The following is a 26301-nucleotide window of genomic DNA, read 5'->3' as shown; positions in this document are numbered from 1 at the left end:
GAGGTCGTCGCCCGGCAGGGGTGCTGGAGCGGCGGGCGGGGTCAGAGGGTGCGGAGCATCCGGGTGTTGCCGAGGGTGTTGGGCTTGACGCGCTCGAGGTCGAGGAACTCGGCGACGCCCTCGTCGTAGGAGCGCAGCAGCTCGGCGTAGACGTCCATCGGGACGGCCTGGCCCTCGATGACCTCGAAGCCGTGCCGGACGAAGAAGTCGGTCTCGAAGGTCAGGCAGAAGAGCCGCTCGACGCCGATCTCGCGCGCGTCCTCGACGAGCGCCTCGAGCAGGCGCCCGCCCAGACCGGTGCCGAGCTGGTCGGGAGCCACCGCGAGAGTGCGGATCTCGGCGAGGTCCTCCCACATCACGTGAAGCGCGCCGCAGCCGACGACGCGGCCGTCGAGGTCGGCGACGCGGAACTCCTGGAGGCTCTCGAAGTAGGTGACCGCCTCCTTGCTGACGAGCACCCGACGCTCGGCCAGCGGCGCGACGAGGCCCCGGATGGCGCGGACGTCGGACGTTCGGGCCCGCCGGAGGACGGGCGCGCCGCCGCTCACGAGAGGTTCCCGTCGCGGAACTCGGCGAAGAGGGTGCGGGCCTGCCTGCCGAGAACGACGATCGACTGCTGGCCGGCCCACCCGAAGGCGCCCTGGGCGACGCCCCGGCCGACCTGGAGCGGGCTCAGCTGATGGAGACCGGCGGTGAAGGTGAGGATCTGCTCGGCCGAGAGGTTGCTCCGACCGACCGTGCTGAAGCTCGTCAGCGCCGACGGGATGGCGATCGGCCCGGCGAGCTTGGCCTTGATCGCGGCGGCGAGGATGACCTCTCCCTGGTGGCGCGACCTGCCGAAGTCCCCGTCCGGCAACGTCTTCCGCTCGCGGGCGTAGGCGAGGGCCTCGGCGCCGGACAGGGTCTGGGCGCCGGCCTTGATGACGAGATTCTTGGCATGCGAGGCCACGACGGTCTTGGGGATGACGATCGGGACGCCGCCCTGGTCGTCGACGATCTTCTTGAAGCCACTGAAGCCGAGCACGACGTAGCCCTCGACGGGAAGGCCGGTCACGGACCTGACGGTGCTCATCTGCGCGCGCGGGCCGCCGAACACCATGGCCGAGTTGATCTTGCCCTTGCCGCCGGTCGCCAGTGGGACCCACAGGTCGCGGGCCATCCCCATGACGCCGCCGCCACCCTTGCCGTCGATGCCGATGACCTGGAGCACGTCGGCGCGGGTGCGCTCGAGCGGCTGGCCCTTGCGGGCGTCCGAGCCGATCGCGAGCACCCAGCGCGGCCCGCCGCCGAGGCTCGGCTTCGCGACCCCGAGCGACGGCCACCAGCCGCCGACGACCTTCCACGTCGGCCCGACGGCGAGCGTCACGTCGTCGCCGGCGGTGACGACGGCGACGGGCGTGCCCATCCACGAGCCGACCTCGGCCTTGGCCGTGACCGGGCCGGGGGCCGCCTTGCGCGTCTTCAGGGCAGCCGCGGCGGAGGGGGAGGACGTACGCGTGAGGTCGCCCCCGGCATACACCGTCGAGACCAGCGCAGCCAAGGGCCCTGGCGCCCCGCTCACGCGGACCCCCGAGGAGGGGGCGGACCCGGACGCGGCGCCGTCGGCCGAGGCGGACACTCCGGCCGGCGAGCCGGCCCCGCTCGGCGCACCCGTCGAGCAACCGGCGAGGGCCAACGCTGCGGCCGCCGAAACGGCCCCGGCGCGCGCCACCACGGACCGTCGCGTGCGGGCCGGACGACGGGTGTCGGCGGCCATCGCAGACCGCTGGCGGACGTCGGTGGGGCGGTGCTGGGAGGTCACCGCCCCACCGTAGACGACCGGTTCAGGCGACGCGGGAGGCCGTCCGCACGAGCGACCGGGACGCCAGCACCGACGCCAGGACGACCGCCCCGGCGACGGCCGAGGTCACGACGAAACGCACGACGAGGCCGCTGTCGAGGGCGCTCGTGAAGGGCAGCATGAGCACGAGCACGAAGCCGGCCGACAGCACGATCGTCATCGACAGCGGGAGCGCGACCTCGAGCGCGCGGGCCCGGTGGAGCGAGCGCTCGCTCGTGCCGGCGAGCGCCAGCGCGCGGTACTGCTCGCGCTGGTCGAGCACCCGGGCCGCCTGGACGACCCCCGTCGACGTGGCGCCGACGATGGTGATGATGACGAGGGTGACGAGCGCGCCCGTGCCGAGGTCGTCGGCGAGGTAGCGCTCGAGCGGAGTCGTCGGCTCGTCGACCTGCGCGAGGCTCGTGAAGCCCACGACGACGACGGCGAGGCCGAGGGCGCCGACCGCGCGCCACGTGCTCTTCGGGTCATCGGCGATGCGCCGGGCCGCCAGCAGCGTCGCGGCGGTCGGGGCGAGACGGGCCGCGGCTCTGCCGGCCACCATGACCACCCACGGCCCGACGGTGTTGACGGCGAGGATCATCGCGCCGAGCACGAGCACGATCGTCATCCGCTGCGGCTCCTTCATCGGGGTGATGACGAGCACCCACGCAGCTCCGGCGGCCAGGGCGACGAGCAGCCGCAGGACGCTCAGGCGCTTCGGGCTCGTGCGGGCAGCCACGCCGAGCGGGCTGATCGCCACCCGGGCGAGGCTCGACGCGCCGGACACGACCGCCACGACGACGACTGCCGCGACGACGGCGAGCGTCTGCCACAGCGGCAGCACCAGCTCGCGCAGCTCGAAAGGGCGGCCCTGGAAGCTCACCCGGGCCACGAGGGGGAGGACGGCGAGGTAGAGCACGACGCCTGTGAGCGCACCGACGACGGCCTGGGCGGCCGCCTCGGCCAGCGTCATGAGGGTGACCTGCCCCGACGTCGCACCGGCGAGACGGAGCGCGGCCAGACGCTGGTCGCGGCGGGCGATCGCGAGACGCGCCGCGACGCCGCCGAGGGTGAGGATCGGGATGACCATGCACGTCGTCGCGATCCAGGCGAGGGTCACGTAGAGGTTGCCGAGCGCCGCCTCGTCGCTGAGGTGGCCCTCGAGCCCGCCTGGCGGCAGGGGGTTGCGCGCCTCGAACGCGTGGAGCCCGGCGACGCAGACGAGCAGGGCCGCCGTCGCGACGGCGAACGAGACCACCGCGAGGATGCCGGGCACCCGGTTGTCGGCCGCGCCCGCACGCCGCAGGCGCCACCACAGCTCGGTCGCGGCCCTCACCTGGCCACCGCGGTCGCAGCCTGGACCGGGCCGGCCGCGACGTGGTCGTCGGCGTCTGCACCAGCGATCCGACCGTCGCGGACCCGCACGACGCCGTGGCACCAGCGGGCGACGTTCTCGTCATGGGTCACGACGACGAGCGAGGCTCCGGTGTGCGCCGCGAGCTGCGTCAGGTGGTGCATCACCTCGGCGCTGGTCGACTGGTCGAGCGCACCGGTCGGCTCGTCGGCGAAGACGACCCCGGGTCGGGCCACGAGGGCGCGGGCGATGGCGACCCGCTGCGCCTGGCCGCCCGAGAGCTCGCCCGGACGGCGCTTCTCCAGCCCCGAGAGGCCGAGCGGGTGGAAGAGCGTCGCGGCCCGCGCCGTCGCCTCCGACCGCCTGACCCCGCCGAGCATGAGCGGCAGGGCCACGTTCTCGATCGCCGGCAGCTCGGGCAGCAACATTCCCTGCTGGAAGACGAAGCCGAAGTCCTCGCGGCGCAGCACGGTGCGTTCGCGGTCCGACATCCGTGCGATGTCCCGGCCGCGCCACAGCACCTGGCCGCCGGTCGGTCGCAGGATCCCGGCGAGCACGTGCAGCAGGGTCGTCTTGCCGGATCCGGACGGCCCCATGACGGCGAGGCTCTCGCCGGCGCGGATCGTCAGGTCGACGCCGCCGAGCGCGGGCGGTCCGGCGGAGGCCCCGGAGCGGCCGTAGGTCATGACGAGGTCCCGGGCGACGAGGTCGCGGGCCGGGTCGGGCGACGGCGCCCCTGCCGGACGCGAGGGGGCCTGGGCGCCGGTGAGGCCGACGGTGGGGCTGACAGGTGGGGCGAGGGTGGGGGAGGCTGGGAAGGCTGGGCGCTCGGGCGCACCGGACGGCGTACGGGCTGGGTCGTAGTAGCTCATGGACCCAGCCTCGCCGCGGTGGGCCGGGTCTCACATCGGGCCGTGGTCGCCTCCCGGGCGGGACGGCATACGACCCCGGTATGACGACCGGGACGCGGGCGTACGACGAAGGGGCCGGGGACGTGGTGTCCCCGGCCCCTTCGGCCGTGCTGGCGGATCGCTGCGGTCAGCGCTCCGTGCCGGTCAGCCCCGCGTCGGGGTAGACCTGGTCGTCGGGCACGGGCGGGCCGGCCGTGATGTTGACCCCGAGCGCCTCGTCGAGGGCGGCGCCCTCGGGAAGCTCCGGGAGGTCGTCGGCCGGCCGGTGCGCGGCGTCCGGGTGGGCCATGTCGGAGAAGGTGAACGTCTCCGCCTTGCCCTCGCCCTCGGTGTCGACCTTGACGTACTGGCCGGAAGCGAAGTCCCCGAACAGGATCCGCTCCGACAGGGCGTCCTCGATCTCGCGCTGGATGGTGCGGCGCAGCGGACGCGCACCGAGCACGGGGTCGTAGCCCTTCTTGGCGAGCAGGTCCTTGGCGGACTGCGTGAGCTCCATGCCCATGTCCTTGTCCTTGAGCCGCTTGTCGAGCTTGGCGATCTCGAGGTCGACGATCTGGATGATCTCGTCGCGGCTCAGGTGCGGGAAGACGATGGTGTCGTCGACACGGTTGAGGAACTCGGGTCGGAAGTGCTGCTTGAGCTCGTCGGTGACCTTCGCCTTCATCCGCTCGTAGTCCGAGCGGCTGTCGGGTCCGGCCGAGAAGCCCATGTTGGCCTTGGAGATGTCCCGCGTGCCGAGGTTGGTCGTCATGATGATGACGGTGTTCTTGAAGTCGACCATCCGACCCTGCGAGTCGGTGAGGCGGCCGTCCTCGAGCACCTGCAGCAGCGAGTTGAAGATCTCCGGGTGTGCCTTCTCGACCTCGTCGAAGAGCACGACGGAGAACGGCTTGCGGCGCACCTTCTCGGTGAGCTGGCCGCCCTCCTCGTAGCCGACGTAGCCGGGAGGCGAGCCGAAGAGGCGGCTCACCGTGTGCTTCTCGGAGTACTCGGACATGTCGAGTTGGATCAGCGCGTCCTCGCTGCCGAAGAGGAACTCGGCGAGCGTCTTGGCGAGCTCGGTCTTACCGACACCGGTGGGGCCGGCGAAGATGAAGGAGCCACCCGGACGACGCGGGTCCTTGAGGCCTGCACGGGTGCGGCGGATCGCCTGGGACAGCGCCTTGACGGCGTCGTCCATGCCGACGATGCGCTTGTGCAGCTCGTCCTCCATGTGGAGCAGTCGGCTCGACTCCTCCTCGGTCAGCTTGAAGACCGGGATGCCGGTGCTGGCCGCCAGGACCTCGGCGATGAGCTCCTCGTCGACCTCGGCCACGACGTCCATGTCGCCCGACTTCCACTGGGCCTCACGGGCGGCCTTCTCCTGGCGCAGGCGCTTCTCGTCGTCGCGGACGCGGGCCGCGCGCTCGAAGTCCTGCCCGTCGATGGCCGACTCCTTCTCGCGCACGAGCGCGGCGATCTTCTCGTCGAACTCGCGCAGGTCCGGCGGAGCCGTCATCCGACGGATGCGCAGTCGCGCGCCCGCCTCGTCGATGAGGTCGATGGCCTTGTCGGGTAGGAAGCGGTCGTTGACGTAGCGGTCGGCCATGTTGGCGGCCGCGACGAGCGCACCGTCGGTGATCGTCACGCGGTGGTGGGCCTCGTAGCGGTCACGCAGACCCTTGAGGATCTCGATCGCGTGCGGCAGCGTCGGCTCCTGCACCTGGATCGGCTGGAAGCGCCGCTCGAGGGCCGAGTCCTTCTCGATGTGCTTGCGGTACTCGTCGAGCGTCGTCGCACCGATCGTCTGCAGCTCACCACGGGCGAGCATCGGCTTGAGGATCGACGCGGCGTCGATGGCGCCCTCGGCGGCACCTGCACCGACGAGCGTGTGGATCTCGTCGATGAAGATGATGATGTCGCCGCGGGTGCGGATCTCCTTGAGGACCTTCTTGAGCCGCTCCTCGAAGTCACCGCGGTAGCGGCTGCCGGCCACGAGCGAGCCGAGGTCGAGGGTGTAGAGCTGCTTGTCCTTGAGCGTCTCGGGCACCTCGCCCTTGACGATGTCCTGGGCGAGACCCTCGACGACGGCGGTCTTGCCGACGCCGGGCTCGCCGATGAGGACGGGGTTGTTCTTGGTGCGGCGGGACAGCACCTGCATGACCCGCTCGATCTCTTTCTCACGGCCGATGACCGGGTCGAGCTTGCCCTCACGGGCAGCCTGCGTGAGGTTGCGACCGAACTGGTCGAGCACGAGGGAGCCCGCGGGCGTCCCCTCGGCCTGGCTCTGGCCGACACCGGCGCCGGCCTTCTCGCCGCCCTGGCCACCCTGGTAGCCGGAGAGCAGCTGGATGACCTGCTGGCGGACCTTGTTGAGCTCCGCGCCGAGCTTGACGAGGACCTGGGCGGCGACGCCCTCGCCCTCGCGGATCAGGCCGAGCAGGATGTGCTCGGTGCCGATGTAGCTGTGGCCGAGCTGGAGCGCCTCGCGGAGCGAGTACTCGAGGACCTTCTTCGCGCGGGGCGTGAAGGGAATGTGACCGGTGGGGGCCTGCTGCCCCTGGCCGATGATCTCCTGGACCTGGGCCCGGACCGCTTCGAGCGAGATGTCGAGCGATTCGAGGGCCTTCGCGGCGACGCCTTCGCCTTCGTGGATCAGACCCAGGAGGATGTGCTCGGTCCCGATGTAGTTGTGGTTGAGCAGGCGAGCTTCCTCCTGCGCGAGGACAACCACCCTTCGGGCCCTGTCGGTGAACCGTTCGAACATGTTCTTCTCCTGACTGATCGAGAGACATCTCGATGCTATCTGTGCCCGCTGTGGACGAGCACACCCCGACCAACGCCGGTGGTGTCCCTCCTGTTCCCCATCCTGAGCGTGATCGGCTCAGGTTCAGCCGCTGTTCGCCGTGAGCGGACAGATGCCGTGAGGCGTGTCGTGATCCTTGCGTATGCCGTGTCGTACCCGCCCAGTGTCCGCCCGCACTGTTGCCGGCGCGTTTCACATCCGTCTCGCACGGGTCGCCGAGGTCGGGTCATGCCGGCAGGGCGAGGTCGCCCGACCTGCTCGGGAAGTGTCGGCGCCACTCGTGCCGGAGCCGGGGCACCGGCATACCTGCTCGGCGCATGGCCCGCGTGATCATCGCGAGCGTGTTCGTCGGTGTCGAGTAGATGTCCCGGGACACGACCACGAGCCGGCGGATCTGCTCGTCGTCCAGCGCCTCGTCGCGGCCGATGTCGCTGAGCCACTGCTCGTCCGACTCGGCGTGCTGCCTGCCGTCGTACTCGATGATCAGTCGGAAGGGGAGGTAGGAGAGGTCGTAGCGCCGCAGCAAGGTCCCGCCGTCGTCGTGCACCCGGTGGTCCACCTCGGGCTCGGGAAGCCCGGCGAGGACGATGAGCAGCCGCAGGCGCGTCTCCATCGGTGAGTCGACACCCGCGCGGACGAGCGCCGCTGCCCGGCGGGCCAGTCGGGAGTACGGCCCTCGACGGGCACGGGTAGCCGACACGAGCTCATCCGGGGTCGTCCGTCGGCGCCGCACCAAGGAGTCACCCAGCACGACCAGGTCGACGAGGGTCAGGCAGTGAGCCAGGTCCAGGAACGTCTGCACCGGCGACGTCATCCGGATGCCTCGCCACAGCACCACCTGCTGCTCCGCCTTCGCCCGGTGCCCCGTCAACCCGGCTCCCTTGACCCGCAACCGACGCGAGGTCACATGGACGTCGGGGTGGTCGGGCGCCACTGCCCCCAGGAGCCGGGCAGCCGTGTGGTGCGAGACGTAGCTTCCTTGCTCGGCGACCAGCAATGCGGCCTCGGCGAGCTCGAGGTCGCCCACCGGGGTTCGATGTCGGACGTAGACCCCGTGGAAGAGCGCCCGGTAGCCGCGGCGCAGCTGGCCGTCCGACAGGTGTCTCGCCTCGGACCGAAGAAACGGCCGTCCCTCGTTCAGGGTCATGGCCCGACCATCTCCCAAGGGCGAGGACCCCTGCCCGCGCTCTCCACAGCACCGTCGGTTTGGGGGCCGCGGCGCCTGAGCGTGCGGGGTTTGGCGCCTGATCCCGTCGGCCTGGGGGCCGCGGCCCGCAAGGGTGCGCGCCCCGACGGTTTGGGGGCCGCGGCGCCCGGAGGTGCGGGGTTTGGCGCCTGACCCCGTCGGTTTGGGGGCCGCGGCGCCCGAAGGTGGGGGTCGGCGCGAGAGCTGCGCCTTGGCTGGGTTGGCGTACGCCTCGTGGCGGGGTCAGGCTTTTCGGTGGGCGAAACGGTCGTGGAGGTCGCGGACCTCGGCCTCGAGCTCGGGGGCCGGCCCGTCGACGACCGCGCCCGGCACGACGTCGCGGATCGACAGCGCCGCGACCGGGGACGGGGCCGAGCCCCACGCCGACCGCCACGCGGTCAGCTGGGCCGAGCTCACGGCATACGCGATCCGGCCGAGGCCGACCCACGCGTGCGCTGCTGAGCACATGGGACAGTGCTCGCCCGAGGTGTAGACGGTCGCGGCCGCCCGCTCCGAGGCGGTCAGGTGGGCACCCGCCCAGCGCGCGATGGCGAACTCGGGGTGCTGGGTGGCCTCGAGCGCGAGGACGTGGTTGTGGTCCTCGAAGAGCACCTCGCCGTCGCCCGACACGAGGACGGAGCCGAACGGCTCGTCCCCACGCTCCAGGGCCAGGCGCGCGAGCAAGACCGCCCGGCGCAGGTGCTCGAGGTCGGTGGCGTCGAGGCTCATGCGACCCTCCCGGTGACGAGGGCGAACGTGACGAAGGCGCCGCCGTCGGCCTCGAGCATCCCCTGCACCGCCGAGCCGGCCTGTCCCTTGAGCTCCATGACGGCGCGCTCCCACAGCAGCCAGTTCGCGCACGCGTCCGGCTGGTTGCGGGCCGTGACGGTCGTGAAGGCGCGGCTGAACTCCCACTGGCTGCGCAGCCAGTCCGCCGTGTGCCAGGCCGCGGACTCGGCGCCGACGACGCGGTCGATGTGCTCGGGGATCTCGCCGAGCTCGCGCACCTCGGTCGTCAGGGCGGGCGTCGCGACCCCGAGCTGGCCGCCCGGCTTGAGGAAGGTCGCGAGGTAGGGCGGGTAGTGGTCGCCGGTGCCGAAGTACTCCCACGCGTCGATGCTGAGGACGGCGTCGAACGAGCCCCGGCCGAAGGGGAGCGCGTGCGCGTCGACCCGCATCGCGAGGACGCGGTCGTCGACGTTCTCCTTGCGGAAGACCGCGGCAGCCTCGGTGGGGTCGACCCACAGGTCGGCGGCCACGACGCTGACGCCGTACTCCCGCGCGAGGAAGACCGACGTCGCGCCCAGCCCCGAGCCGAGGTCGAGGACGCGCATGCCGGGCCGGAGGTCGAGGTCGGCGGCGAGGTCCTCGAGCAGCCACAGCGGGTGGGGGCCCATGTCGAGGTCGACGAGCCACTTCGCGTCGTAGCCGTTCGACTTCGGGTAGGCGTCGCGGGTCAGGTGGTCGAGGGCTGGCATGACCCGATCCTCCGGGACGAACCCCGATGGCGTCGACCCGGTTCCATGCGGCGAGAAGCGGCCTCTCGACCGTGACCGGGCTGCCGCACGTGGCCCGTCGACGGTCGGCGCGGCGCCTTGTCGCGTCAGGGCGCGGCCACGAGGCGCCCCGGGGTGAGGTCGGCGAGCGACGTGCACCCCGTGAGCGCCAGCTGGAGGTCGAGCTCGGCGCGCAGGTTGCGCAGCACCTCCGACACCCCGTCGGCGCCGGCGAGGGCCAGACCGTAGACGTGTGGTCGCCCGATGCCGACGGCCGAAGCGCCCAGCGCCAGGGCGACGAACGCGTCTGCGCCGCAACGGATCCCGCTGTCGAAGATCACCGGCGCGTCCGACCCTGCGCCGCGCACGGCCTCGACGACGCCGGGCAGGGCGTCGAGCGCGGCGACCGACCGGTCGACCTGCCGGCCGCCGTGGTTGGAGACGTAGACGCCGTCGACCCCGGCGTCCACGGCGCGTCGGGCGTCGTCGGGGTGCAGGATCCCCTTGAGCACGATCGGCAGGCTCGTCATGGCCCGCAGCCGCGGTAGGTCGTCCCACGTCAGCGAGGGTCGGCTGAAGACGTCGAGGAACGTCTCGACAGCGGCGCGCGGCTCGGGCGCCGTGAGGTTGTGCCGGGTGTCGCCCGGGTGGTTGCGGCTCATCGACACGAGCGTCGCGACCGCGGCCGGCGTGGGTCGCGGTCGGACCGCCGGCCCGGCGGCCGCCACCCGCTCGCGGACGAGCCGCTGGAAGACGGGGTCCGACGTGTACTGGGCGATGCCCTCGCCGCGGGCGAACGGCAGGTGCCCGAGGTCGAGGTCGCGTGGACGCCAGCCGAGGTATGCCGTGTCGAGGGTGACGACGAGGGCGTCGCTGCCGCACGCCTCGGCGCGCGAGACGAGGCTCTCGACGAGGTCGTCGTCGCTGCTCCAGTAGAGCTGGTACCAGTGCCCCGAGCCGGCGAGGGTGCGCGCGACGTCCTCCATCGGCACCGAGGCCTGGGTGCTGAGGATCTGGGTGACGCGCTGCTCGCGGGCGCCGCGGGCGACGGCGAGGTCGGCCTCGTCGTCGGCCATCGACAGGACCCCGACCGGGGCGACGAGGAAGGGGCTCTCGTGGCGACGCCCGAAGAGCTCGACGGACGTGTCGCGCTCGGTCGTGTCGACGAGCATCCGGGGCACGACGCGCCACCTCGAGAAGGCTGAGACGTTAGCGTCGGCGCTCGCCTCGGAGCCGGCCGAGCCTGCGACGTAGGCGAACCCGCGCTTCGACATGACCTTGCGGGCCGCCACCTCGAGCTGCGTGCCGTCGGTCGGGACCGCCGGGCGGCGGCCGAAGGCACCGGCCCGGTAGATGGCCGACTGGACGGTCCGTCCGATGCCCTCCTGCGGCATACGAGCTCCTCTGGTCGCACGGGCCCGGGCCGCGACGGTGCGGTCCGGGTGCTGCGCCCATCCTGCTATGTGGTCGACCCGGGGGTCACCACGAGATCGAGATGTTCTCGCGCCACCAGCGCTCGAGCTCCGTGACGGGCCGCGTGGGCTCGACCGGCTCGGCAGCGCCGCGGCTCCACAGCCGCAGGTAGAGGTCGACGGGGTCGCCGGCCAGGACGTGGTCGGCGTCGGCCCCACCCGAACCACCGGACCCCGAGCGGACCCGGCTGGTCCGGATCGGCCGGCCGGTGTCGAGGTCGACGAGCCAGGCGACGTCGGCGCCGTCGGGGCGCACGAGCAGCCGGGTCGGGGCGCCGGGTGAGGCTCCCTCCTTGCGGCGGGTGACGAAGCCGACGAGCAGCTCGTCGATGCCGTCGAGCGCGACGGCGGGCCGGATCCACGTCTCGTCGGCGCGCGCGGGCCGTCCGAGCCGGGCCCCGAGCGCGTCGACGGCGTGGACCGTCGTCTCGTGGCACTGCCGGCGCGTCCAGAACAGCCGCGGGGCTGGCGCGTCCTTGAGGAACACGACCGCGTCGAGGTCGTCCGGCGCATCGACGATCGCCTGCAGCAGCGCCGTCGCCCCGTCGTCGAACCAGCCGAGCACGTCGGCGGACCGGCGCCCCTCGCGCTCGAGCGGCTCCGGCTCGACGGGCTCGCCGCGCAGGTGGCTCGCGGCCCAGCGGTGGACCATGCCCTGGTGGGCGACGAGGTCGAGCACCGTCCAGTCGGGGCACGTGGGGACGGGTGCGTCGAGGCCAGCAGCCATCGCGTTGGCGCGCAGCACGGTCGCGGCACCCCCGAGGGCCTCGCCGAGGTCGTCGAGGCTCAGGCCGAGTGGTCCGGGCGCGGCGAGGGCGGCGTCGTCGATCGTGGACATCAGAGTCCCTGCACGTCCCGGGCCAGCAGCGCGAGCGCCGTCGACCCCTCGTCGGTGGCGACCTTCGCGTCGCCGGACGAGTAGGTGAGGCGCACGAGCACGTTGCCCACCTGCACGACGCCCACGTAGTCGTGGCGCGTCTCGTCCGGGGACGTCAGGGTCACGTCGACCCGGCCGAGCGGCATACCCTCCGCCACGTCGCGGCGCTGGTTGGCGATGGTCGTCGTGACGCCCTTGGCCGGCCGGGGCGCCCGGCACACCTGCGCCGCGACGAGCAGCGGCTCGGCCGCCTTCGCGGCCGACGAGAGGTCGGGGAAGGTGATCGCGGCGACGTCGGCGCGGACTCCTCCGGGCCCCTCCCAGGAGCGGGCGTATGCCGTCTGGCCGACGTCCCGGGCCACGGTGGGCCCGTTCGGGCACGACGTGAGGACGGCCTCCGTCACCGACTCGTCGTCCGTGCGGGTGAGCCCCCTGAGGTCGTGGCCACGGAGGTAGGAGGCGACGACGGCGGTGGCGTGCACGCGGGGTGGCACGACGCTCGAGGGCGGCGTGAGCGGCGCGTCGTCAGCGGCTGGGCTCGTCGGGGCGCCGGTGGCGCCTGCCGTTCCGGTCGCGCCTGCCGGGCGGGTGGCAGCGGACGGCGTCGCGACCGGCTGGCCGCACGCGGCGAGCACGAGAGGCAGCGCTGCGGCCGCGAGGGCGGCGGGCACGGGTCGTCGGGTGGCGGTCGGGCGAGCCATGGCAGCGAGTCTGCCGCATGCCCCGAGGAGGACCCCGAGGGACCGGGCGGGCGGCGTGCGTGCCGCAGGAGCGGAGGGGACCGGCGGGCGCTGGCTGCCGGCGGCGGTAGATTTGCCCGGCGGGACGGTCACCACCGTCCGCCGCCGTGACCCGAGCGACATCCCGAGCACCACCCGGAGGCCCCCGTGGACGCCAGCGACCTGCTGCGCAACTCGCTCCTGCAGCTGTCCAAGCAGGAGAAGATCCGAGACGTCATCGAGAAGGCGCCCGTGTCGCGCTCGGTCGTCAAGCGCTTCGTGCCCGGTGCCGAGCGTGCCGACGTCGTCGGGGCCGCCTCCGAGATCGCGGCGTCCGGCCGCCTCTCGACGATCGACTACCTCGGCGAGGACACGACCGACCTCGCCCAGGCCCGGCACACGCGCGACGCCTACCTCTCGCTGCTGACGGCGCTGCGCGACCAGGGCCTCACCGAGGGCGGCTCCGTCGAGGTATCGCTCAAGCTGAGCGCGCTCGGGCAGGCGCTGCCGGGCGACGGCAACGCCATCGCCCTCGACCACGCCCGTGAGATCTGCGAGCTGGCCAAGCAGGGCGGCACGACCGTGACCCTCGACATGGAGGACCACACGACCACCGACCTGACCCTCGACGCCCTGCGCGAGCTGCGGGCCGACTTCCCGACCGTGGGCGCCGTCGTGCAGGCCTACCTCTACCGCACCGAGGCCGACTGCCGGGACCTCGCCCACGCCGGGTCCCGTGTCCGGCTCTGCAAGGGCGCCTACAAGGAGCCCGAGTCGGTCGCCTTCCAGTCCGGAGCCGACGTCGACAAGTCCTACGTCCGGTGCCTCAAGATCCTCATGCAGGGCGAGGGCTACCCGATGGTGGCCTCGCACGACCCGAGGCTCATCGAGATCGCCGGCGCGCTCGCGGGCCAGGCCGGTCGCGACCCGAGGTCGTTCGAGTACCAGATGCTCTATGGCATCCGCCCCGAGGAGCAGAAGCGGATCTCCGACCGCGGCGACCAGATGCGCGTCTACATCCCCTACGGCCAGGAGTGGTACGGCTACCTCATGCGCCGGATGGCCGAGAAGCCCGCCAACGTCATGTTCTTCCTGCGCGGCGTCGCGACCAAGAGCTGAGCGGAGACCCACGATGACGACGACGGCCATCTTCGGCGCGGGGGTCATGGGCGAGACCCTCGTCTCCGGCCTCATCCGCTCGGGCCGCACGCCCGGCGACCTCGTCGTCACCGGACGCACGCCGGAGAAGGTCAACGCCCTCGCCGAGCGCCACGGGGTGCGGGTGCTGGCCAACGCCGAGGCGGCCGACGTCGCCGACACGCTCGTGCTGTGCGTCAAGCCGCAGGACATGGCGGCGCTGCTCGACGAGATCCACGACCACGTCGCCCCCGGCAACGCCGTCATCTCGCTGGCTGCCGGCATCACGACGGAGTTCCTCGAGTCGCGGCTGCCCGAGGGCACGTCGGTCATCCGCGTCATGCCCAACACCCCGGCGCTCGTCGACCAGGGGATGGCCGGCATCTCGCCCGGCAGCCACTGCACCGACGACCACCTCGCCGAGGCCGAGGCGCTGCTCAGCTCGTGCGGCCGGGTCGTCCGGCTCGCCGAGAAGCACCTCGACGCCGTCACGGCGATCTCCGGCAGCGGCCCCGCCTACATCTTCTACGTCGTCGAGGCGATGATCGAGGCCGGCGTCGTGCTCGGTCTGCCGCGGGCCACGGCCACCGAGCTCGTCGTGCAGACGCTCTACGGGGCGGCGACGATGCTCAAGGAGACCCGGGAGCACCCGACGGTCCTGCGCGAGCAGGTCAGCTCGCCCGGCGGCACGACGGTGGCGGCCCTGCGCCAGCTCGACGACCACAAGGTCCGGGCCGCGTTCGTCACGGCCATCGAGGCCGCAGCGGCCCGCTCGAAACAGCTGGCGTCCGGGCAGGTCTGAGGGCATCGTGGGGTGATGGCCGAGCCCCACACCCACGACCAGCGCCTCCACCTGCACCCCGTCTCGCCGGAGGACTGGGAGTCGCACCGCGACGTCCGGCTCGCGATGCTCCAGGAGGCCCCCGACGCCTTCTGGTTCACCTATGCCGACGAGGCCGCCTACGACGAGGCCGACTGGCGCCAGCGGATCGAGGGCGCCTGGCTCGTGCAGGCCCGTGACGCCTCGGGGGTGCTCGGCAGCGCGGGGCTCGGTTCCCACTGGGAGCCCGAGCGGGCCACGACCGCAACGCTGTTCGGCATGTACGTCGCCCCGGAGGCCCGCGGGCGTGGTGTCGGCGAGGCCCTGGTCCGAGCCGTCCTCGAGCAGGCGAGGCGCCTCGGCAAGACCGAGGTCGTGCTCGAGGTGACGAGCTCCAACGTGGTCGCCGAGGGGTTGTACGCGCGGTGCGGGTTCGTGCGCAGCGGCGCGGTCCACGACCACCCGCGGCGCCCGGACCTGCGCGAGATCGAGATGGTCCACCGCTTCTGAGTCACCCTGTCGGCCAGTCGGTCCCGAGGCGCACCCGAACGTTCACCGCCCCGCGGGTGCGGTCCGACAGGCTGTCGTGCGAAGGTGGACCCATGAGCGACATCACCGTGCGTCCCCTCGGCGAGGACGACTGGGAGGACTACCGTTCCGTCCGCCTCGCCGCACTGCGTGAATCGCCCGAGGCGTTCGTGGCTTCGGTCGACGAGGAAGAGTCCTATGGCGAGAACTTCTGGCGTGAACGCATGCAGCGCTCCGCACGGCTCGTGGCCGAGCGTGGCGGCCGCGCCGTCGGCGTGGTGAGCATCGGCACCGCCAAGGAGAGCGACGGCACGGCCGGCGAGCTCTTCGGGCTGTGGGTGCGCCCCGAGGCCCGCGGCTCGGGCGTCGCCACCCACCTCGTCAAGGACGGCGCCTCCCTCGCCGCCGAGCGCGGTCACTCCCACCTCGTCTACTGGGTCGGCACCGAGAACGGCCGTGCCGTCGCCTTCGCGAGCGGCATGGGCTTCCGCCCCACCGACTACCGCCGGCCGATGGGTGTCGTCAGCGAGGAGGACGGCGAGGAGGAGATCGCCATGGTCCTGCCGCTCGGCGTCGACCACGGACCGACGCTGCGCCTCTGAGCCGGCGGCGCGCTCCGGCCGCAATGCGTTTCACGAACCCACCGTCCCCGCGCTCGGGACGGTGGGTTCGTCTGTGCCGGAAACGAGCCCGGCGTCAGGGGCGCGCGGCGAAACGCTCGATGAGCTCGACGGGCCCGCTGACGATGAGCATGTGGTGCGCCGAGATCTTCGTCTGCGGGACGGCATACGTGAAGTCCTCGCCCGGTGCCTTGACGCCGACGACGGTGACGCCGTACTTGCGGCGGATCTGGCTCTGCTCCAGCGTGAAGCCGATCGTCTCGGCCGGCGGCTTCAGCTTGACGATGGCGAAGCCGTCGTCGAACTCGATGTAGTCGAGCATCTTGCCGTTGACGAGGTGGGCCACGCGGCGACCGGAGTCGGCCTCGGGCGAGATGACGTGGTGCACCCCGATGCGGTCGAGGATGCGCTTGTGCTCGGGTGAGAGGGCCTTCGCCCAGATCGAGGGGACGCCGGCGTCGACGAGGTTGGCCGCTGCGAGGACCGACGACTCGACGGACGAGCCGATGCCGACGATCGCGATCCGCGGTTGCGCGTGGCGGATCATGTCGAGTGCCGTCGACTGCGCCATGTCGGCGTGCACGACCTTGGCCACCTTGTTGACGTAGCTCTCGGCGATGGCGTTGTCGCGCTCGACGGCGATGACCCGGTGGCCGAGCTTGGTGAGCTCGAGAGCGACGGCCGAGCCGAAGCGTCCCAGCCCGATGACGATGACGTCGTCGTCGAAGAGCCGGTTGCGGCCCATGGGTGTTACCTCCGTCGTCCGTGGCGCGTTTCCGCGATAGCGTCTCAATCATGCCAACTCAGGCCCGGGTCGTCTGGGACTCCTCCTTCACGAGGTACGACTTCGGCCCCACCCACCCGATGGCGCCCGCTCGCCTGGACCTAACGGCCCGGCTCTGCGACGCCCTCGGTGTCTTCGACGTCGACGGCGTCGAGGTGGTCGGCGCCGAGGTGGCCACCGACGAGCTGCTGGCCACCGTCCACGACGACGACTACGTCGCCGCGGTCAAGGCCGCCTCGACCGACCCCTCCGCTGCCGACGACGCGTACGGCCTCGGCACCGAGGACGACCCGGCCTTCGTCGACATGCACGATGCCAGCGCCCGGGTCGTGTCCGGCACGGTCGACAGCTGTCGCGCCGTCTGGGAGGGCGAGGCCGAGCACGCCGTGAACTTCACGGGCGGCCTGCACCACGCGATGCGGGGCAAGGCGAGTGGCTTCTGCGTCTACAACGACATCGCCGTCGGCATCCAGTGGCTCCTCGACCACGGCGCCGAACGTGTCGCCTACGTCGACGTCGACGTGCACCACGGCGACGGCGTCGAGCGGATCTTCTGGGACGACCCCAGGGTGCTGACGATCTCGGTCCACGAGACCGGCCGGGCCCTCTTCCCGGGCACCGGGTGGCCCAGTGACATCGGTGGTCCCGACGCGGAGGGCACCGCCGTCAACGTCGCGCTGCCGCCCGGCCTCAGCGACGCCGGCTGGCTGCGCGCCCTGCACGCCGTCGCCATGCCGCTCATCCGCGCCTTCAAGCCCGACGTGCTCGTGACCCAGCACGGGTGCGACACCCACGCGGAGGACCCCCTCGCGCACTTCGCCGTCACGGTCGACGCGCAGCGGGCCGCGGCCGACGCGCTCCACCGCCTCTCGCACGAGGTGTGCGAGGGCCGCTGGGTCGCCCTCGGAGGTGGCGGCTACGAGGTGATCGGTGTCGTGCCCCGCACGTGGACGCACCTGACGGCCATCGCCGCCCACGCCCCGATCCCGACGAGCACCCCGGTCCCCGAGGACTGGCGTGCCCACGTCGAGCAGATCTTCGGCCGTCCGGGTCCGCGACGGATGGGCGACCTGACCGCCGAGGACGGGCCGCTCTGGTGGCGCTCGTGGGAGATGGGCTACGACCCCGCGAGCGAGGTCGACCGCGCCGTCATGGCGACGCGCACGGCCGTCTTCCCGCTGCACGGGCTCGACGTCCACTTCGACTGAGTTCTTGGCGCTCCGCTTCGCTTCGCGCGTGCCTCGGCGCCCTTCAGGCGTCGCCTTCCTCCGCTTCGCTCGCTCGTTCCTCGCTCGCTGCGCTGCGCCTTTGGCGCCTCGCTTCGCTGCGGCGCGTGCCGCGGCGCCCCTTTGACGTTGCCTTCCTCCGCTTCGCTCGCTCGTTCCTCGCTCGCTGCGCTGCGTCCAGGCAACGTCGGCGCCGCGGCTCTGTTGTCTGCGTCTCGTGTAGCTGCTTGTCTCCGGGAGGACGCCGGCGCCGGGCGTGGCCTGACAATCGGGTTGGTGGGCGGCGGGCTGAGCGCCTACCCTTGGCGCACGGCGACGACGGGCCTGACGATCCTGAGCCGAGCACGACCAGAGGCCGTCCGCAATCCGCGGCGGCGAAGGTGTGGTGGCACAGCGACATTCCCCATCGCCCACACCTCCGGGGCACCAACCCTCTGGAGGTGAACGGAATGCAACCAACCCAACCCACGACCGTTGCTCCGCGCGTGCTCGCGCGGGACCTCGCGTCCGTCGAACCCGGCGAGCGGGTCACGCTCGCCGGCTGGATCCACCGGCGCCGCGTCCTCGCGAGCGTCACGTTCCTCGTGCTGCGCGACCGCTCGGGCCTGGCCCAGGTCGTCGTCAAGGACCGCGGGACCGTCGACCAGCTCTCGGGTCTGCCCGAGGAGACCGTCGTCGAGGTGACCGGCACCGTGTCGGCCAACGAGTCGGCCCCCGGCGGTGCCGAGCTCGTGGAACCGGTGATCACCGCGCTCACCGAGCCGGCGGTCGCGCCACCCACCGAGCTGTGGCGCCCGACCTTCGGCGCCGGGCTGCCCACGCACCTCGACCACGCGGCGGTGACCCTGCGTCACCCGCGCCACCGGGCTGCCTGGCAGCTCGCGAGCGCGTCGATGCGAGGCTTCCGCGCTGCGCTCGGAAGCCTCGAGTTCACCGAGATCGCGACCCCGAAGCTCGTCGGCACGGCCACCGAGTCGGGGGCCAACGTCTTCACCGTCGACTACTTCGGACGCACGGCCTACCTCGCGCAGAGCCCGCAGCTCTACAAGCAGATGCTCGTCGGGGTCTTCGAGCGGGTCTTCGAGGTCGGTCCGGTCTTCCGGGCCGAGCCGCACGACACGGTGCGCCACCTCGCGCAGTACACCTCGCTCGACGCCGAGCTGGGCTTCATCCGTGACCACCACGACGTGCTCGCCGTCCTGCGCGAGGCGATCGCGGGCATGGTCGAGGGCATCCGGGAGTATGCCGCCGACGCCGCTGCGCTCCTGGGCGTGGAGCTGCCGCAGGTGCCGGAGCAGTTCCCCGTCATCCACTTCAGCGACGCCCTCGCGAAGGTCGGCGCCGACCCGGATGAGCCCGACCTCAGCCCCGCGCACGAACGCGCGCTCAGCGAGTGGGCCAAGACGGCATACGGCTCGGACTTCCTTGCGGTGGAGGGCTATCCGATGGGCAAGCGGCCCTTCTACACGCACCCTCAGCCGGGCGACGAGCGGTGGAGCAACAGCTTCGACCTGCTCTTCCGCGGGCTCGAGCTGACGACCGGAGGGCAGCGCCTGCACCGGCCCTCGGACTACGCCGCGGCGATGGAGCGCACCGGGACCGACCCCGCGGTCCTGGCCGGCTACCTCGACGCCTTCGCCCACGGCATGCCTCCGCATGGCGGGTTCGCCATCGGTCTGGAAAGGTGGGTCGGGCGGCTGACGGGTGCCGAGAACATCCGCGAGGTGACCCTCTTCCCGCGTGACCTGCACCGCCTGGAGCCATGACGAGCCGAGAGATCCAACGTGATCTCACCGGCGTGTCGAGTTGCGCGTGATCGATTCGTTCTCTCGTTCGCTTCCCCTCCAGTCACATCTGCCCCTAATGTTGCTTCTTGCACCTGCGTGCAGTTTCGCCGGAGGGGAAGCCGTCGACGCGCGGGTGCAAACCCACCGAAGATCGGGGTAACACATGTCGAATGAGCGCCAGCTCGCCGAGGTGCGGTTTCTGACCGTCGCCGAGGTCGCCTCGATCATGCGCGTGTCGAAGATGACCGTCTACCGGCTCGTCCACGGCGGAGACCTTCCGGCCGTACGCGTCGGCCGCTCCTTCCGGGTTCCGGAGGATGCGGTGCACAAGTACCTCCAGACGTCCTTCATCGACACCGCGTGACAGCAGCGTCACCACGCACCCGAGGGGGCGGCCGCGACCACCCGGTCCGGCCGCCCCCTCGGCGTTGGCGCAGGTGGGCGCGTCGACGCGCTTTTGGGTTAGGGAGCCCGCACGCGCTACCCTGTGAGCCTGTTCGGCTCGTGAAGTTCGACCTACCCTTCTCCGAGGGGTGTCGACGCAGGTCGGCACCAGCTCAGTTCGAGGACACGTCTCACGACAAGGACAAACATGGGTTCTGTCATCAAGAAGCGCCGCAAGCGGATGGCGAAGAAGAAGCACCGCAAGCTGCTGCGCAAGACGCGCCACCAGCGTCGCAACAAGAAGTGACCTGACCAGCTCAGGTATACCGGCGGGATCGCCCCGCACGCTCTCGACCCTCACCTCCGGTGGGGGTCGTTCGCGTTCCCGGGGTCAGTCGGACACCGAGCCTCGACGAGGGCCGACGGGAGCGCCGATGGAGAGCCTCGACACATCCGACCATCAGGTGCCACGCCCGGGTACGGATCGAGCAGGGTCTCGGTAGGCTGCGAGGGCGGGGGAGCGAGAACTCCTCCGCAGCGCGCGCCATCCTCGAGCCCGATCGAGCAGCGCCCGTGCACGACGTCCGCACCGACCGACGACAGGAGGATCCGATGGCCAAGGTCGTCCTGGTCACGGGGGTGTCCCGCTACCTCGGTGGCCTCTACGCCCGAAGGCTCTCGACGGATCCGTCGATCGAGCGCATCCTCGGCGTCGACGTCGTGCCGCCCAAGCACTCCATCGGCCGGGCCGAGTTCGTGCGCGCCGACATCCGCAACCCGATGATCGGGCGCATCATGGCGCAGGCCGAGGTCGACACGGTCGTGCACATGAACGTCATCGCGACGCCCAAGGACTCCGGCGGTCGGGTGACGCAGAAGGAGATCAACGTCATCGGCACGATGCAGCTGCTCGCCGCGTGCCAGAAGTCCGAGTCGGTCTCGCGACTCGTCGTGAAGTCGTCCGCTGCCGTCTACGGCTCCTCGCCCCGCGACCCGGCGATGTTCAGCGAGGACATGAACCCCAAGACCCTGCCGCGCACGGGATTCGGCAAGGACTCCGTGGAGGTCGAGGGCTACGTCCGGGGCTTCTCGCGGCGCCGGCCCGACGTCGAGATCACGATGCTGCGTCTGGCCAACGTCGTGGGACCGAGCATCCACACGGCCATCACCGACTACTTCTCGCTGCCACTCGTGCCGATCCCGCTGGGCTACGACGCCCGCTTCCAGTTCATCCACGAGGACGACGCCACGGCGGCCATGATCCTCGCGACCACCGGACCGCCCGCCGGGATCGTCAACGTCGCCGGCGACGGTTTCCTCACCGTGACGCAGTGCACCGCCATCGCGCGGCGCCCCGTCGTCCCGGTGCCGCTCTCGGCCGCCGGTCTCATCGGCACCATCGTCAAGCGCAGCGGCTTCGCCGACTTCTCGTCAGACCAGCTGACCTTCCTCGCCTTCGGCCGGGGTCTCGACACGACCCGGATGCGCTCCGTCCTCGAGTTCGAGCCCCACTTCACCACGCGAGAGGCCTTCGAGGACTACGCGCGTCACCTGCGGCCCGCCGTGCCCGGCGTCGAAGGTGTCGGCGAGGTCGTCAGCGACGCCGCGAGTGGCACCGCCGCAGCCCTCTCCCGCGTCTTCGACAGGATCCAGCCGTGAGCGCCGACCCGAGCAAGGCCGCCGACTCGACGACGTCCGACGCGGCTGAGACGACGAAGGCCACGGCCGCGCCGTCGACCTCCACGACTGGCGCATCGAAGAAGCCGACGGGGACGAAGCCGACGGGGACGAAGTCGGCGAAGACGAAGCCCGCGAAGCCGGCCAAGGCGAAGACGCCTAAGACCCCGAAGGCCCCGAAGACGACGAAGAGGACCGCGCCGGCCACGAAGGCCGAGCCGGCCACGGTCACGAGCGAGAGGCCTGTCGCTACCTCGGGCCGCCCGGCCCGGGGAGCCTTCGCGGCCGGAGCGGCCCGTGCCTCGGGCGAGCGTCGGCGCCGCGCGGGGACGCCCCTCATCCCCACGGCGCCGGTCGAGGTGAGCGCCGCGCGACGCCTCGCGACCGGCGCGGGCGCCGACACCGTCGCCGACGACCTCATCGAGGCAGCGGTGACCGAGGGCCCGACCGAGCCCGAGTCCCGCCCCGTCCGGACGCCGTCGAGCCGGTCCGCGCGCGACGAGGTCCCGAGCGACGGGGGTGACGCCGCCGGACCCGCCGAAGCCTTCGAGTCCGCCGAGCCCGACGAAGCCTTCGAGGTCGCCGACATCACCGAGCCCGGGGACCCCGCCGACACCCTTCCGGCCGAGCCGACACCGCCACGGACCAGGCCGAGCCGCGCGTCGATGCGTTCGCCCCGTCGCGCGGGCGCGGGCGAGCCTGCCCGGCTGCGTGCCGTCCCGCCGGTCGAGGAGGTCGCCCAGCGCGGCGTCCGCCCCGAGACCGAGCCGGAGACACGGCATACGCCCGCTGGAGACGGAGGCGGCTGGGAGCACGCGCTGACGTCGGGGCTGCAGTCGCGGGCCGAGAAGCTCGTCGGCGCGGTGCTCGACGGGGCCGAGCTCAGCTCGGAGTCCCGCCCGGGCCCGGCCGAGCTCGTCGAGCTCGCCGTCAACGTGCTGCGCGCCGCCGCCACCTCGGCCGGGGTGCCCGCCGAGGAGGTCGAGCGCCAGGTCGCCGAGACCCTCGCCTACCTCCGGCGCCGGCTCACGGGCGACTACGTCGTCGACGAGTTCGGCTTCGACGAGGACTACACCGTCAACGTCCACCTGCCGCTGCTGCGCCCGCTCTACCGCTCGTGGTTCCGGGTCGAGGTGCGCGGCATCGAGAACATCCCCGACGTCGGCGGAGCCCTCGTCGTCGGCAACCACTCCGGCACCATCGCGATGGACTCCCTCATGACGCAGGTGGCCGTCTACGACGAGCACCCACGCAACCGGCACCTGCGGATGCTCGGCGCCGACCTCGTCTTCCAGATGCCCTTCATCGGCACCATGGCCCGGCGCTCGGGCACGACCCTTGCGGCCAACTCCGACGCCGAGCGCCTCCTCAGCAGCGGCGCCCTCGTCGGCGTCTGGCCCGAGGGCTTCAAGGGTGTCGGCAAGCCGTTCAGCGAGCGCTACAAGCTGCAGCGCTTCGGCCGCGGTGGGTTCGTCTCGGCCGCCCTGCGCGCCGGCGTGCCGATCGTGCCGGTGTCGATCGTGGGGGCCGAGGAGATCTACCCGATCCTCGGCAACATGCCCGCCGTCGCCCGGTTGCTCGGGCTGCCCTACGCCCCGATCACGCCGACGTTCCCGCTGCTCGGCCCCCTCGGCATGGTGCCGCTGCCGAGCAAGTGGCTCATCGAGTTCGGGCCGCCCATCGAGACCACGAGCTTCGGGCCCGACGCCGCCGACGACCCCATGCTCGTCTTCGACCTCACCGACCAGGTGCGCGAGACGATCCAGCAGACGCTCTACAGCCTGCTCATGCAGCGCAAGTCCGTCTTCCTCTGACCGGCGCCCGCCCGTGACCGCCGGTCGCGACGGAACCGCGAGGAGACCGACACGCGTTCAGGTCAGGGCAGGATCTTCGTCGGTAGCGGCACCGGCACCGTGGGGGCGCCGAGGGTCACGGACGGCAGCGGGATCGTCGCGCCGGGCAGCGTGACGCCACCGCCGCCGACCCTGATCGTCGAGGACGTGACGCCCACCCCCGGCAGGCTGACCGTGGCACCGGGGAGCGTGACGCCGCCGCCACCGACACCCACGGACGAGCTCGTGACCCCGACGCCGGGCAGGTTGATCGTGCCGCCGGGGAGGGTGACGCCGCCGGTCACGGTGACGCCGGGCACGGAGACGCCGGGCACCGGCACGCCGCCCGGGACGGGCACCGAGACCACCGGGGGCCGCGGTGCCGAGCCGGTGGGCCGTGGGGTCGTCGTGGCCCCGGGTCGAGATGACGCGGTGCCCGGGGCGGACGTGCCGCTCACCGGGCTGCTGGGCCGGACCGCACCGGGCAGTCGTGCCAGGGCCTGTCGGGCCTGGGTGGCTCGGTCGCCGCACACGCCGCAGGCGGCCAGCTCCCTCAGGGTCGCCACCTGGCCCGCGCCGAGCAGGTCCCGCAGACGCTGCCAGGACGCGAGCGAGTCGGCGGGCACCCGGGGTCGCATCGCGTCGACCTGCGGGATGGCGCGGGTGTAGAAGTCGGCCAGCTCGGTCAGCGCGTCAGCGCGGTGCTCGGTGCGGTAGACCTCCATGAGGATGGTCTGGGCGCGGCCGGTCGCGTCCGTCGCGGCGTCGTAGGCCGTGTCGAGGTCGTGCGTCGACGGCGAGCCTCCGTCGATGAGGTCGCGGGCATCGGCGATGTGCTCCTGCGCCTGGGCGAGGTAGGTCAGGCCCTCGTCGTAGCGGGAGCCCGCCAGCTGGACGGCGGCCCGGTCGAGCAGCTGCTTGACGCCGTAGAGCGCGTCGCCGGGCACGGCCGAGCGGGACGCGAAGCCGAGGGCGCCGCCGATGACGAGGATGCTGGCGGCCGCGGCGGCGATGAACTTCAGCGGCCGCGCCGCCACGCGGAGGATCGACACGGTGCCGCCGTCGCGCGGACCGTCGTCGTCGATCGGGTCGGCGGGTGGGAGGGGGACGAGGGGAGTGACCGCGGTGGCGTCGTCGGCCAGCAGTCGGGCGCGCAGGTCGGAGACGAACTCGGCCCGCGGCGCCAGGCCGGCCTGGTCGACGGCCTGCACGGCGTGCAGCACCGCGACGAGCTCGAGGATGCCGGGCTCGGAGACCTGCTCGCCCTCGAGGGCGCGCTGGAGGAGCTCGCCATCGGCGTTCGCACCGAGGTCCATGTCCCTCCTCCGTCTCTCGAGTCCATTGGTTCGTGGTGCCGGTGTGCTGGCTGGTCGTGCTGGTCCCCTCGTCGGTCGTCCCGTCAGGGGGTGCCGGGTGCCCTCGCCCGACCCGGCGGCCCCGGCTGGGACGACACGGCACGGCATACGACACGTGGTGCGGCGAGGGGTGGGTGGTGCGGGTCGTTCGTCAGGGGCCGGAGCACCGCCATCGCTGCCACCCCGCCGCCTGCGTTCACACGTTCCACGGTCGCGCCGGTCAGCGCGCCGAGCGTCGGTCCGGGCCCACACGCACCGTCCCTACGCCATGAGAACGACGAGGGGGCCGGTGGGGTTACGCGGATCACAGCTCGACTCCTTCGAGGGCCTTGCGCAGCGCCCGGGTGGCGCGCAGCTGGAGCTGCTTGACGGCCCCCTCGGACTTGTCGAGGATCTTCGCGGTGTCGGCGAGGCTGAGTCCCTGGAGGAAGCGCAGGGTGATGCACTCGGCCTGGTCGGAGCCGAGCTCCTTGATCGCCGAGACGAGGCGCTGGTCGCGCAGCCGGGTCAGCACCTCGGTGTCGGGGGCGTCGACCCGCTCGTCGGCGTCACGCATGTCGGCGGTCGCCACCTCGAACCGGAACTTCGCCGACTTCACGTGGTCGGCGATGAGGTTGCGCGCGATGGTGACGAACCACGCCGCGATGTCCTTGCCCTGCCACGTGAACGAGTCGATCCGGCGCATCGCCCGGAGGAAGGTCTCGGACGTGAGGTCCTCGGCGAGCGCGCGGTTGGCGACCCGGACGAGCACGTAGCGGAAGACCGTGTCGACGTAGACGTCGTAGAGCTGGGCGAACGCCTCCTTGTCGCCGCCCTGGGCGAGCTCGACGAGGGCCGCGATGCGGGCCTGCTCGTCGGCGTCGCGCTCCGGGTGCCGCCGCCACCCGGCAGAGCCGGGGGAGCCCGGGGAGGTGCGGGTCAGTCCGCCACCCTCGGCGCCTGCATCGGCCAGGGCCGACCAGATGGCGTCGAGCGCCGAGCGCCACGTCGGCGGGGCGTATGCCGTGGGCGCGAGGATCGCCGGGACCGTGCCCGGCAGTGCCGGGCAGGCAGGCGTCATCGACGCCCGCCCCGGGGTCGTTCCCGGTGCGAGGACAGGTGGGGGCCGGCGACCCGACGTCCTGTTCGCGCGCATTGTGGACAGTCTGTCGGAATGCGACCGCGGATGGGACCCCGACGACGTTTTGTGGTGCACCCGACGTGCGGCGCCGTGAGCGTGCCTACAGTGGTCGGCATGACGAGCGAGCCTCCCCTCGACGCTCCAGACCCTCCCGCTGTCCCGGCTGCCGGGGTCCCACCGCGGGTCGTCCTCCTCGGACGCGCCGGATGCCACCTGTGCGACGAGGCGCGCGCCGTCGTCGAGCGGGTGACCGGCGAGCTCGGCGTGGCCTGGCAGGAGCAGTCCGTCGACGACGACCCGGAGCTGCTGCGGCGTTATGCCGAGCAGATCCCCGTGACGTTCGTCGACGGGCGGCGCCACGACTTCTGGCGGGTCGACGAGGCACGCCTGCGCGCCGCGCTCCGGTGACCTG

The 26301-nt window shown here is 72.3% G+C and carries 25 protein-coding genes; 11 read left to right on the top strand and 14 right to left on the bottom strand.

Annotation, left to right across the window (positions count from 1 at the left end; translation table 11 throughout):
* Positions 1–41 precede the first annotated feature (41 nt).
* The 11 genes from ASH01_RS07120 to ASH01_RS07065 form a co-directional block, all read right to left on the bottom strand.
* Positions 42–548 carry an amino-acid N-acetyltransferase gene (locus ASH01_RS07120; RefSeq protein WP_056773539.1) on the bottom strand — a complete coding sequence of 169 codons (507 nt, stop codon included), beginning with the start codon at positions 546–548 and terminating at the stop codon, positions 42–44.
* Complete coding sequence (locus ASH01_RS07115; RefSeq protein WP_156415481.1) at positions 545–1801, bottom strand: LCP family protein; 1257 nt, start codon at positions 1799–1801, stop codon at positions 545–547. Before ASH01_RS07115 ends, ASH01_RS07120 begins: the two co-directional genes overlap by 4 nt.
* Before the next feature lie 22 nt (positions 1802–1823).
* The gene (locus ASH01_RS07105) at positions 1824–3155 is read right to left on the bottom strand and encodes an FtsX-like permease family protein (RefSeq protein ID WP_056773532.1); all 1332 of its coding nucleotides are present in this window, start codon (positions 3153–3155) and stop codon (positions 1824–1826) included.
* Positions 3152–4045 (bottom strand): ABC transporter ATP-binding protein, encoded by an 894-nt coding sequence (locus ASH01_RS07100; protein ID WP_082619580.1) that lies wholly within the window; start codon positions 4043–4045, stop codon positions 3152–3154. The genes ASH01_RS07105 and ASH01_RS07100 overlap by 4 nt, the downstream gene beginning before the upstream one ends.
* A gap of 166 nt (positions 4046–4211) precedes the next feature.
* Positions 4212–6830 carry an ATP-dependent Clp protease ATP-binding subunit gene (locus ASH01_RS07095; RefSeq protein WP_056773529.1) on the bottom strand — a complete coding sequence of 873 codons (2619 nt, stop codon included), beginning with the start codon at positions 6828–6830 and terminating at the stop codon, positions 4212–4214.
* Between the two features lie 265 nt (positions 6831–7095).
* On the bottom strand, positions 7096–8016 hold the full coding sequence (locus tag ASH01_RS07090; RefSeq protein ID WP_235509560.1) for a hypothetical protein: 921 nt from the start codon (positions 8014–8016) through the stop codon (positions 7096–7098).
* A 282-nt stretch (positions 8017–8298) separates the two neighbouring features.
* Positions 8299–8784 carry a nucleoside deaminase gene (locus ASH01_RS07085; RefSeq protein ID WP_056773528.1) on the bottom strand — a complete coding sequence of 162 codons (486 nt, stop codon included), beginning with the start codon at positions 8782–8784 and terminating at the stop codon, positions 8299–8301.
* Positions 8781–9533, bottom strand: coding sequence for an SAM-dependent methyltransferase (locus ASH01_RS07080; protein WP_056773525.1), 753 nt, complete (start codon positions 9531–9533; stop codon positions 8781–8783). Before ASH01_RS07080 ends, ASH01_RS07085 begins: the two co-directional genes overlap by 4 nt.
* 125 nt (positions 9534–9658) lie before the next feature.
* Positions 9659–10945 (bottom strand): lactate 2-monooxygenase, encoded by a 1287-nt coding sequence (locus ASH01_RS07075; RefSeq protein ID WP_056773523.1) that lies wholly within the window; start codon positions 10943–10945, stop codon positions 9659–9661.
* A gap of 85 nt (positions 10946–11030) precedes the next feature.
* Complete coding sequence (locus ASH01_RS07070) at positions 11031–11861, bottom strand: maleylpyruvate isomerase N-terminal domain-containing protein (RefSeq protein WP_056773520.1); 831 nt, start codon at positions 11859–11861, stop codon at positions 11031–11033.
* A complete protein-coding gene (locus tag ASH01_RS07065) occupies positions 11861–12601 on the bottom strand; it encodes a hypothetical protein (protein ID WP_156415480.1) in 741 nt (246 codons plus the stop codon). Before ASH01_RS07065 ends, ASH01_RS07070 begins: the two co-directional genes overlap by 1 nt.
* A gap of 186 nt (positions 12602–12787) precedes the next feature.
* Between ASH01_RS07065 and ASH01_RS07060 the strand changes: the two genes are divergently transcribed.
* The 4 genes from ASH01_RS07060 (at position 12788) to ASH01_RS07045 (ending at position 15706) form a co-directional block, all read left to right on the top strand.
* Complete coding sequence (locus tag ASH01_RS07060; protein ID WP_156415479.1) at positions 12788–13738, top strand: proline dehydrogenase family protein; 951 nt, start codon at positions 12788–12790, stop codon at positions 13736–13738.
* A gap of 13 nt (positions 13739–13751) precedes the next feature.
* Positions 13752–14558, top strand: coding sequence for a pyrroline-5-carboxylate reductase (gene proC, locus ASH01_RS07055; protein ID WP_056773514.1), 807 nt, complete (start codon positions 13752–13754; stop codon positions 14556–14558).
* A 15-nt stretch (positions 14559–14573) separates the two neighbouring features.
* Entirely contained in the window at positions 14574–15086 is a 513-nt protein-coding gene (locus ASH01_RS07050) for a GNAT family N-acetyltransferase (RefSeq protein WP_056773511.1), read from the top strand.
* A 92-nt stretch (positions 15087–15178) separates the two neighbouring features.
* The gene (locus ASH01_RS07045; RefSeq protein WP_056773508.1) at positions 15179–15706 is read left to right on the top strand and encodes a GNAT family N-acetyltransferase; all 528 of its coding nucleotides are present in this window, start codon (positions 15179–15181) and stop codon (positions 15704–15706) included.
* Between the two features lie 94 nt (positions 15707–15800).
* On the opposite strand, the gene ASH01_RS07040 is transcribed toward ASH01_RS07045, so the two are convergent.
* Entirely contained in the window at positions 15801–16469 is a 669-nt protein-coding gene (locus tag ASH01_RS07040; RefSeq protein ID WP_056773504.1) for a potassium channel family protein, read from the bottom strand.
* Positions 16470–16519: 50 nt separating this feature from the next.
* Here ASH01_RS07040 and ASH01_RS07035 point away from each other — a divergent pair, with 50 nt between their 5' ends.
* The 6 genes from ASH01_RS07035 (at position 16520) to ASH01_RS07015 (ending at position 23396) form a co-directional block, all read left to right on the top strand.
* Positions 16520–17716 (top strand): acetoin utilization protein AcuC, encoded by a 1197-nt coding sequence (locus ASH01_RS07035; protein WP_056773502.1) that lies wholly within the window; start codon positions 16520–16522, stop codon positions 17714–17716.
* A gap of 503 nt (positions 17717–18219) precedes the next feature.
* Positions 18220–19500, top strand: a complete 1281-nt coding sequence (gene aspS / locus ASH01_RS07030; RefSeq protein ID WP_235509559.1) for an aspartate--tRNA(Asn) ligase — start codon at positions 18220–18222, stop codon at positions 19498–19500.
* A 184-nt stretch (positions 19501–19684) separates the two neighbouring features.
* On the top strand, positions 19685–19885 hold the full coding sequence (locus ASH01_RS07025; RefSeq protein ID WP_056773495.1) for a helix-turn-helix domain-containing protein: 201 nt from the start codon (positions 19685–19687) through the stop codon (positions 19883–19885).
* 228 nt (positions 19886–20113) lie between these two features.
* A complete protein-coding gene (locus ASH01_RS22440) occupies positions 20114–20212 on the top strand; it encodes a 30S ribosomal protein bS22 (RefSeq protein ID WP_003792170.1) in 99 nt (32 codons plus the stop codon).
* A 305-nt stretch (positions 20213–20517) separates the two neighbouring features.
* The gene (locus ASH01_RS07020; RefSeq protein ID WP_056775159.1) at positions 20518–21564 is read left to right on the top strand and encodes an NAD-dependent epimerase/dehydratase family protein; all 1047 of its coding nucleotides are present in this window, start codon (positions 20518–20520) and stop codon (positions 21562–21564) included.
* Positions 21561–23396, top strand: coding sequence for a 1-acyl-sn-glycerol-3-phosphate acyltransferase (locus ASH01_RS07015; RefSeq protein WP_056773492.1), 1836 nt, complete (start codon positions 21561–21563; stop codon positions 23394–23396). Before ASH01_RS07020 ends, ASH01_RS07015 begins: the two co-directional genes overlap by 4 nt.
* Before the next feature lie 62 nt (positions 23397–23458).
* Here the strand turns inward: ASH01_RS07015 and ASH01_RS07010 are convergent, their stop codons facing one another.
* Together ASH01_RS07010 and ASH01_RS07005 are read right to left on the bottom strand one after the other, a co-directional pair.
* Complete coding sequence (locus ASH01_RS07010; RefSeq protein WP_056773490.1) at positions 23459–24730, bottom strand: DUF5667 domain-containing protein; 1272 nt, start codon at positions 24728–24730, stop codon at positions 23459–23461.
* A gap of 343 nt (positions 24731–25073) precedes the next feature.
* The gene (locus tag ASH01_RS07005; protein WP_056773488.1) at positions 25074–25829 is read right to left on the bottom strand and encodes an RNA polymerase sigma factor; all 756 of its coding nucleotides are present in this window, start codon (positions 25827–25829) and stop codon (positions 25074–25076) included.
* Positions 25830–25994: 165 nt separating this feature from the next.
* On the opposite strand from ASH01_RS07005, the gene ASH01_RS22435 reads away from it, so the two are divergent.
* The gene (locus tag ASH01_RS22435) at positions 25995–26297 is read left to right on the top strand and encodes a glutaredoxin family protein (protein WP_082619579.1); all 303 of its coding nucleotides are present in this window, start codon (positions 25995–25997) and stop codon (positions 26295–26297) included.
* Positions 26298–26301: the final 4 nt, after the last annotated feature.

Origin of the sequence: Terrabacter sp. Soil811 (assembly GCF_001429655.1) — a bacterium.
In the GTDB taxonomy this organism is placed as follows: domain Bacteria; phylum Actinomycetota; class Actinomycetes; order Actinomycetales; family Dermatophilaceae; genus Terrabacter.
The sequence above is the reverse complement of the archived record's forward strand: the minus strand, read 5'-3'. Positions and strand labels throughout refer to the sequence as shown.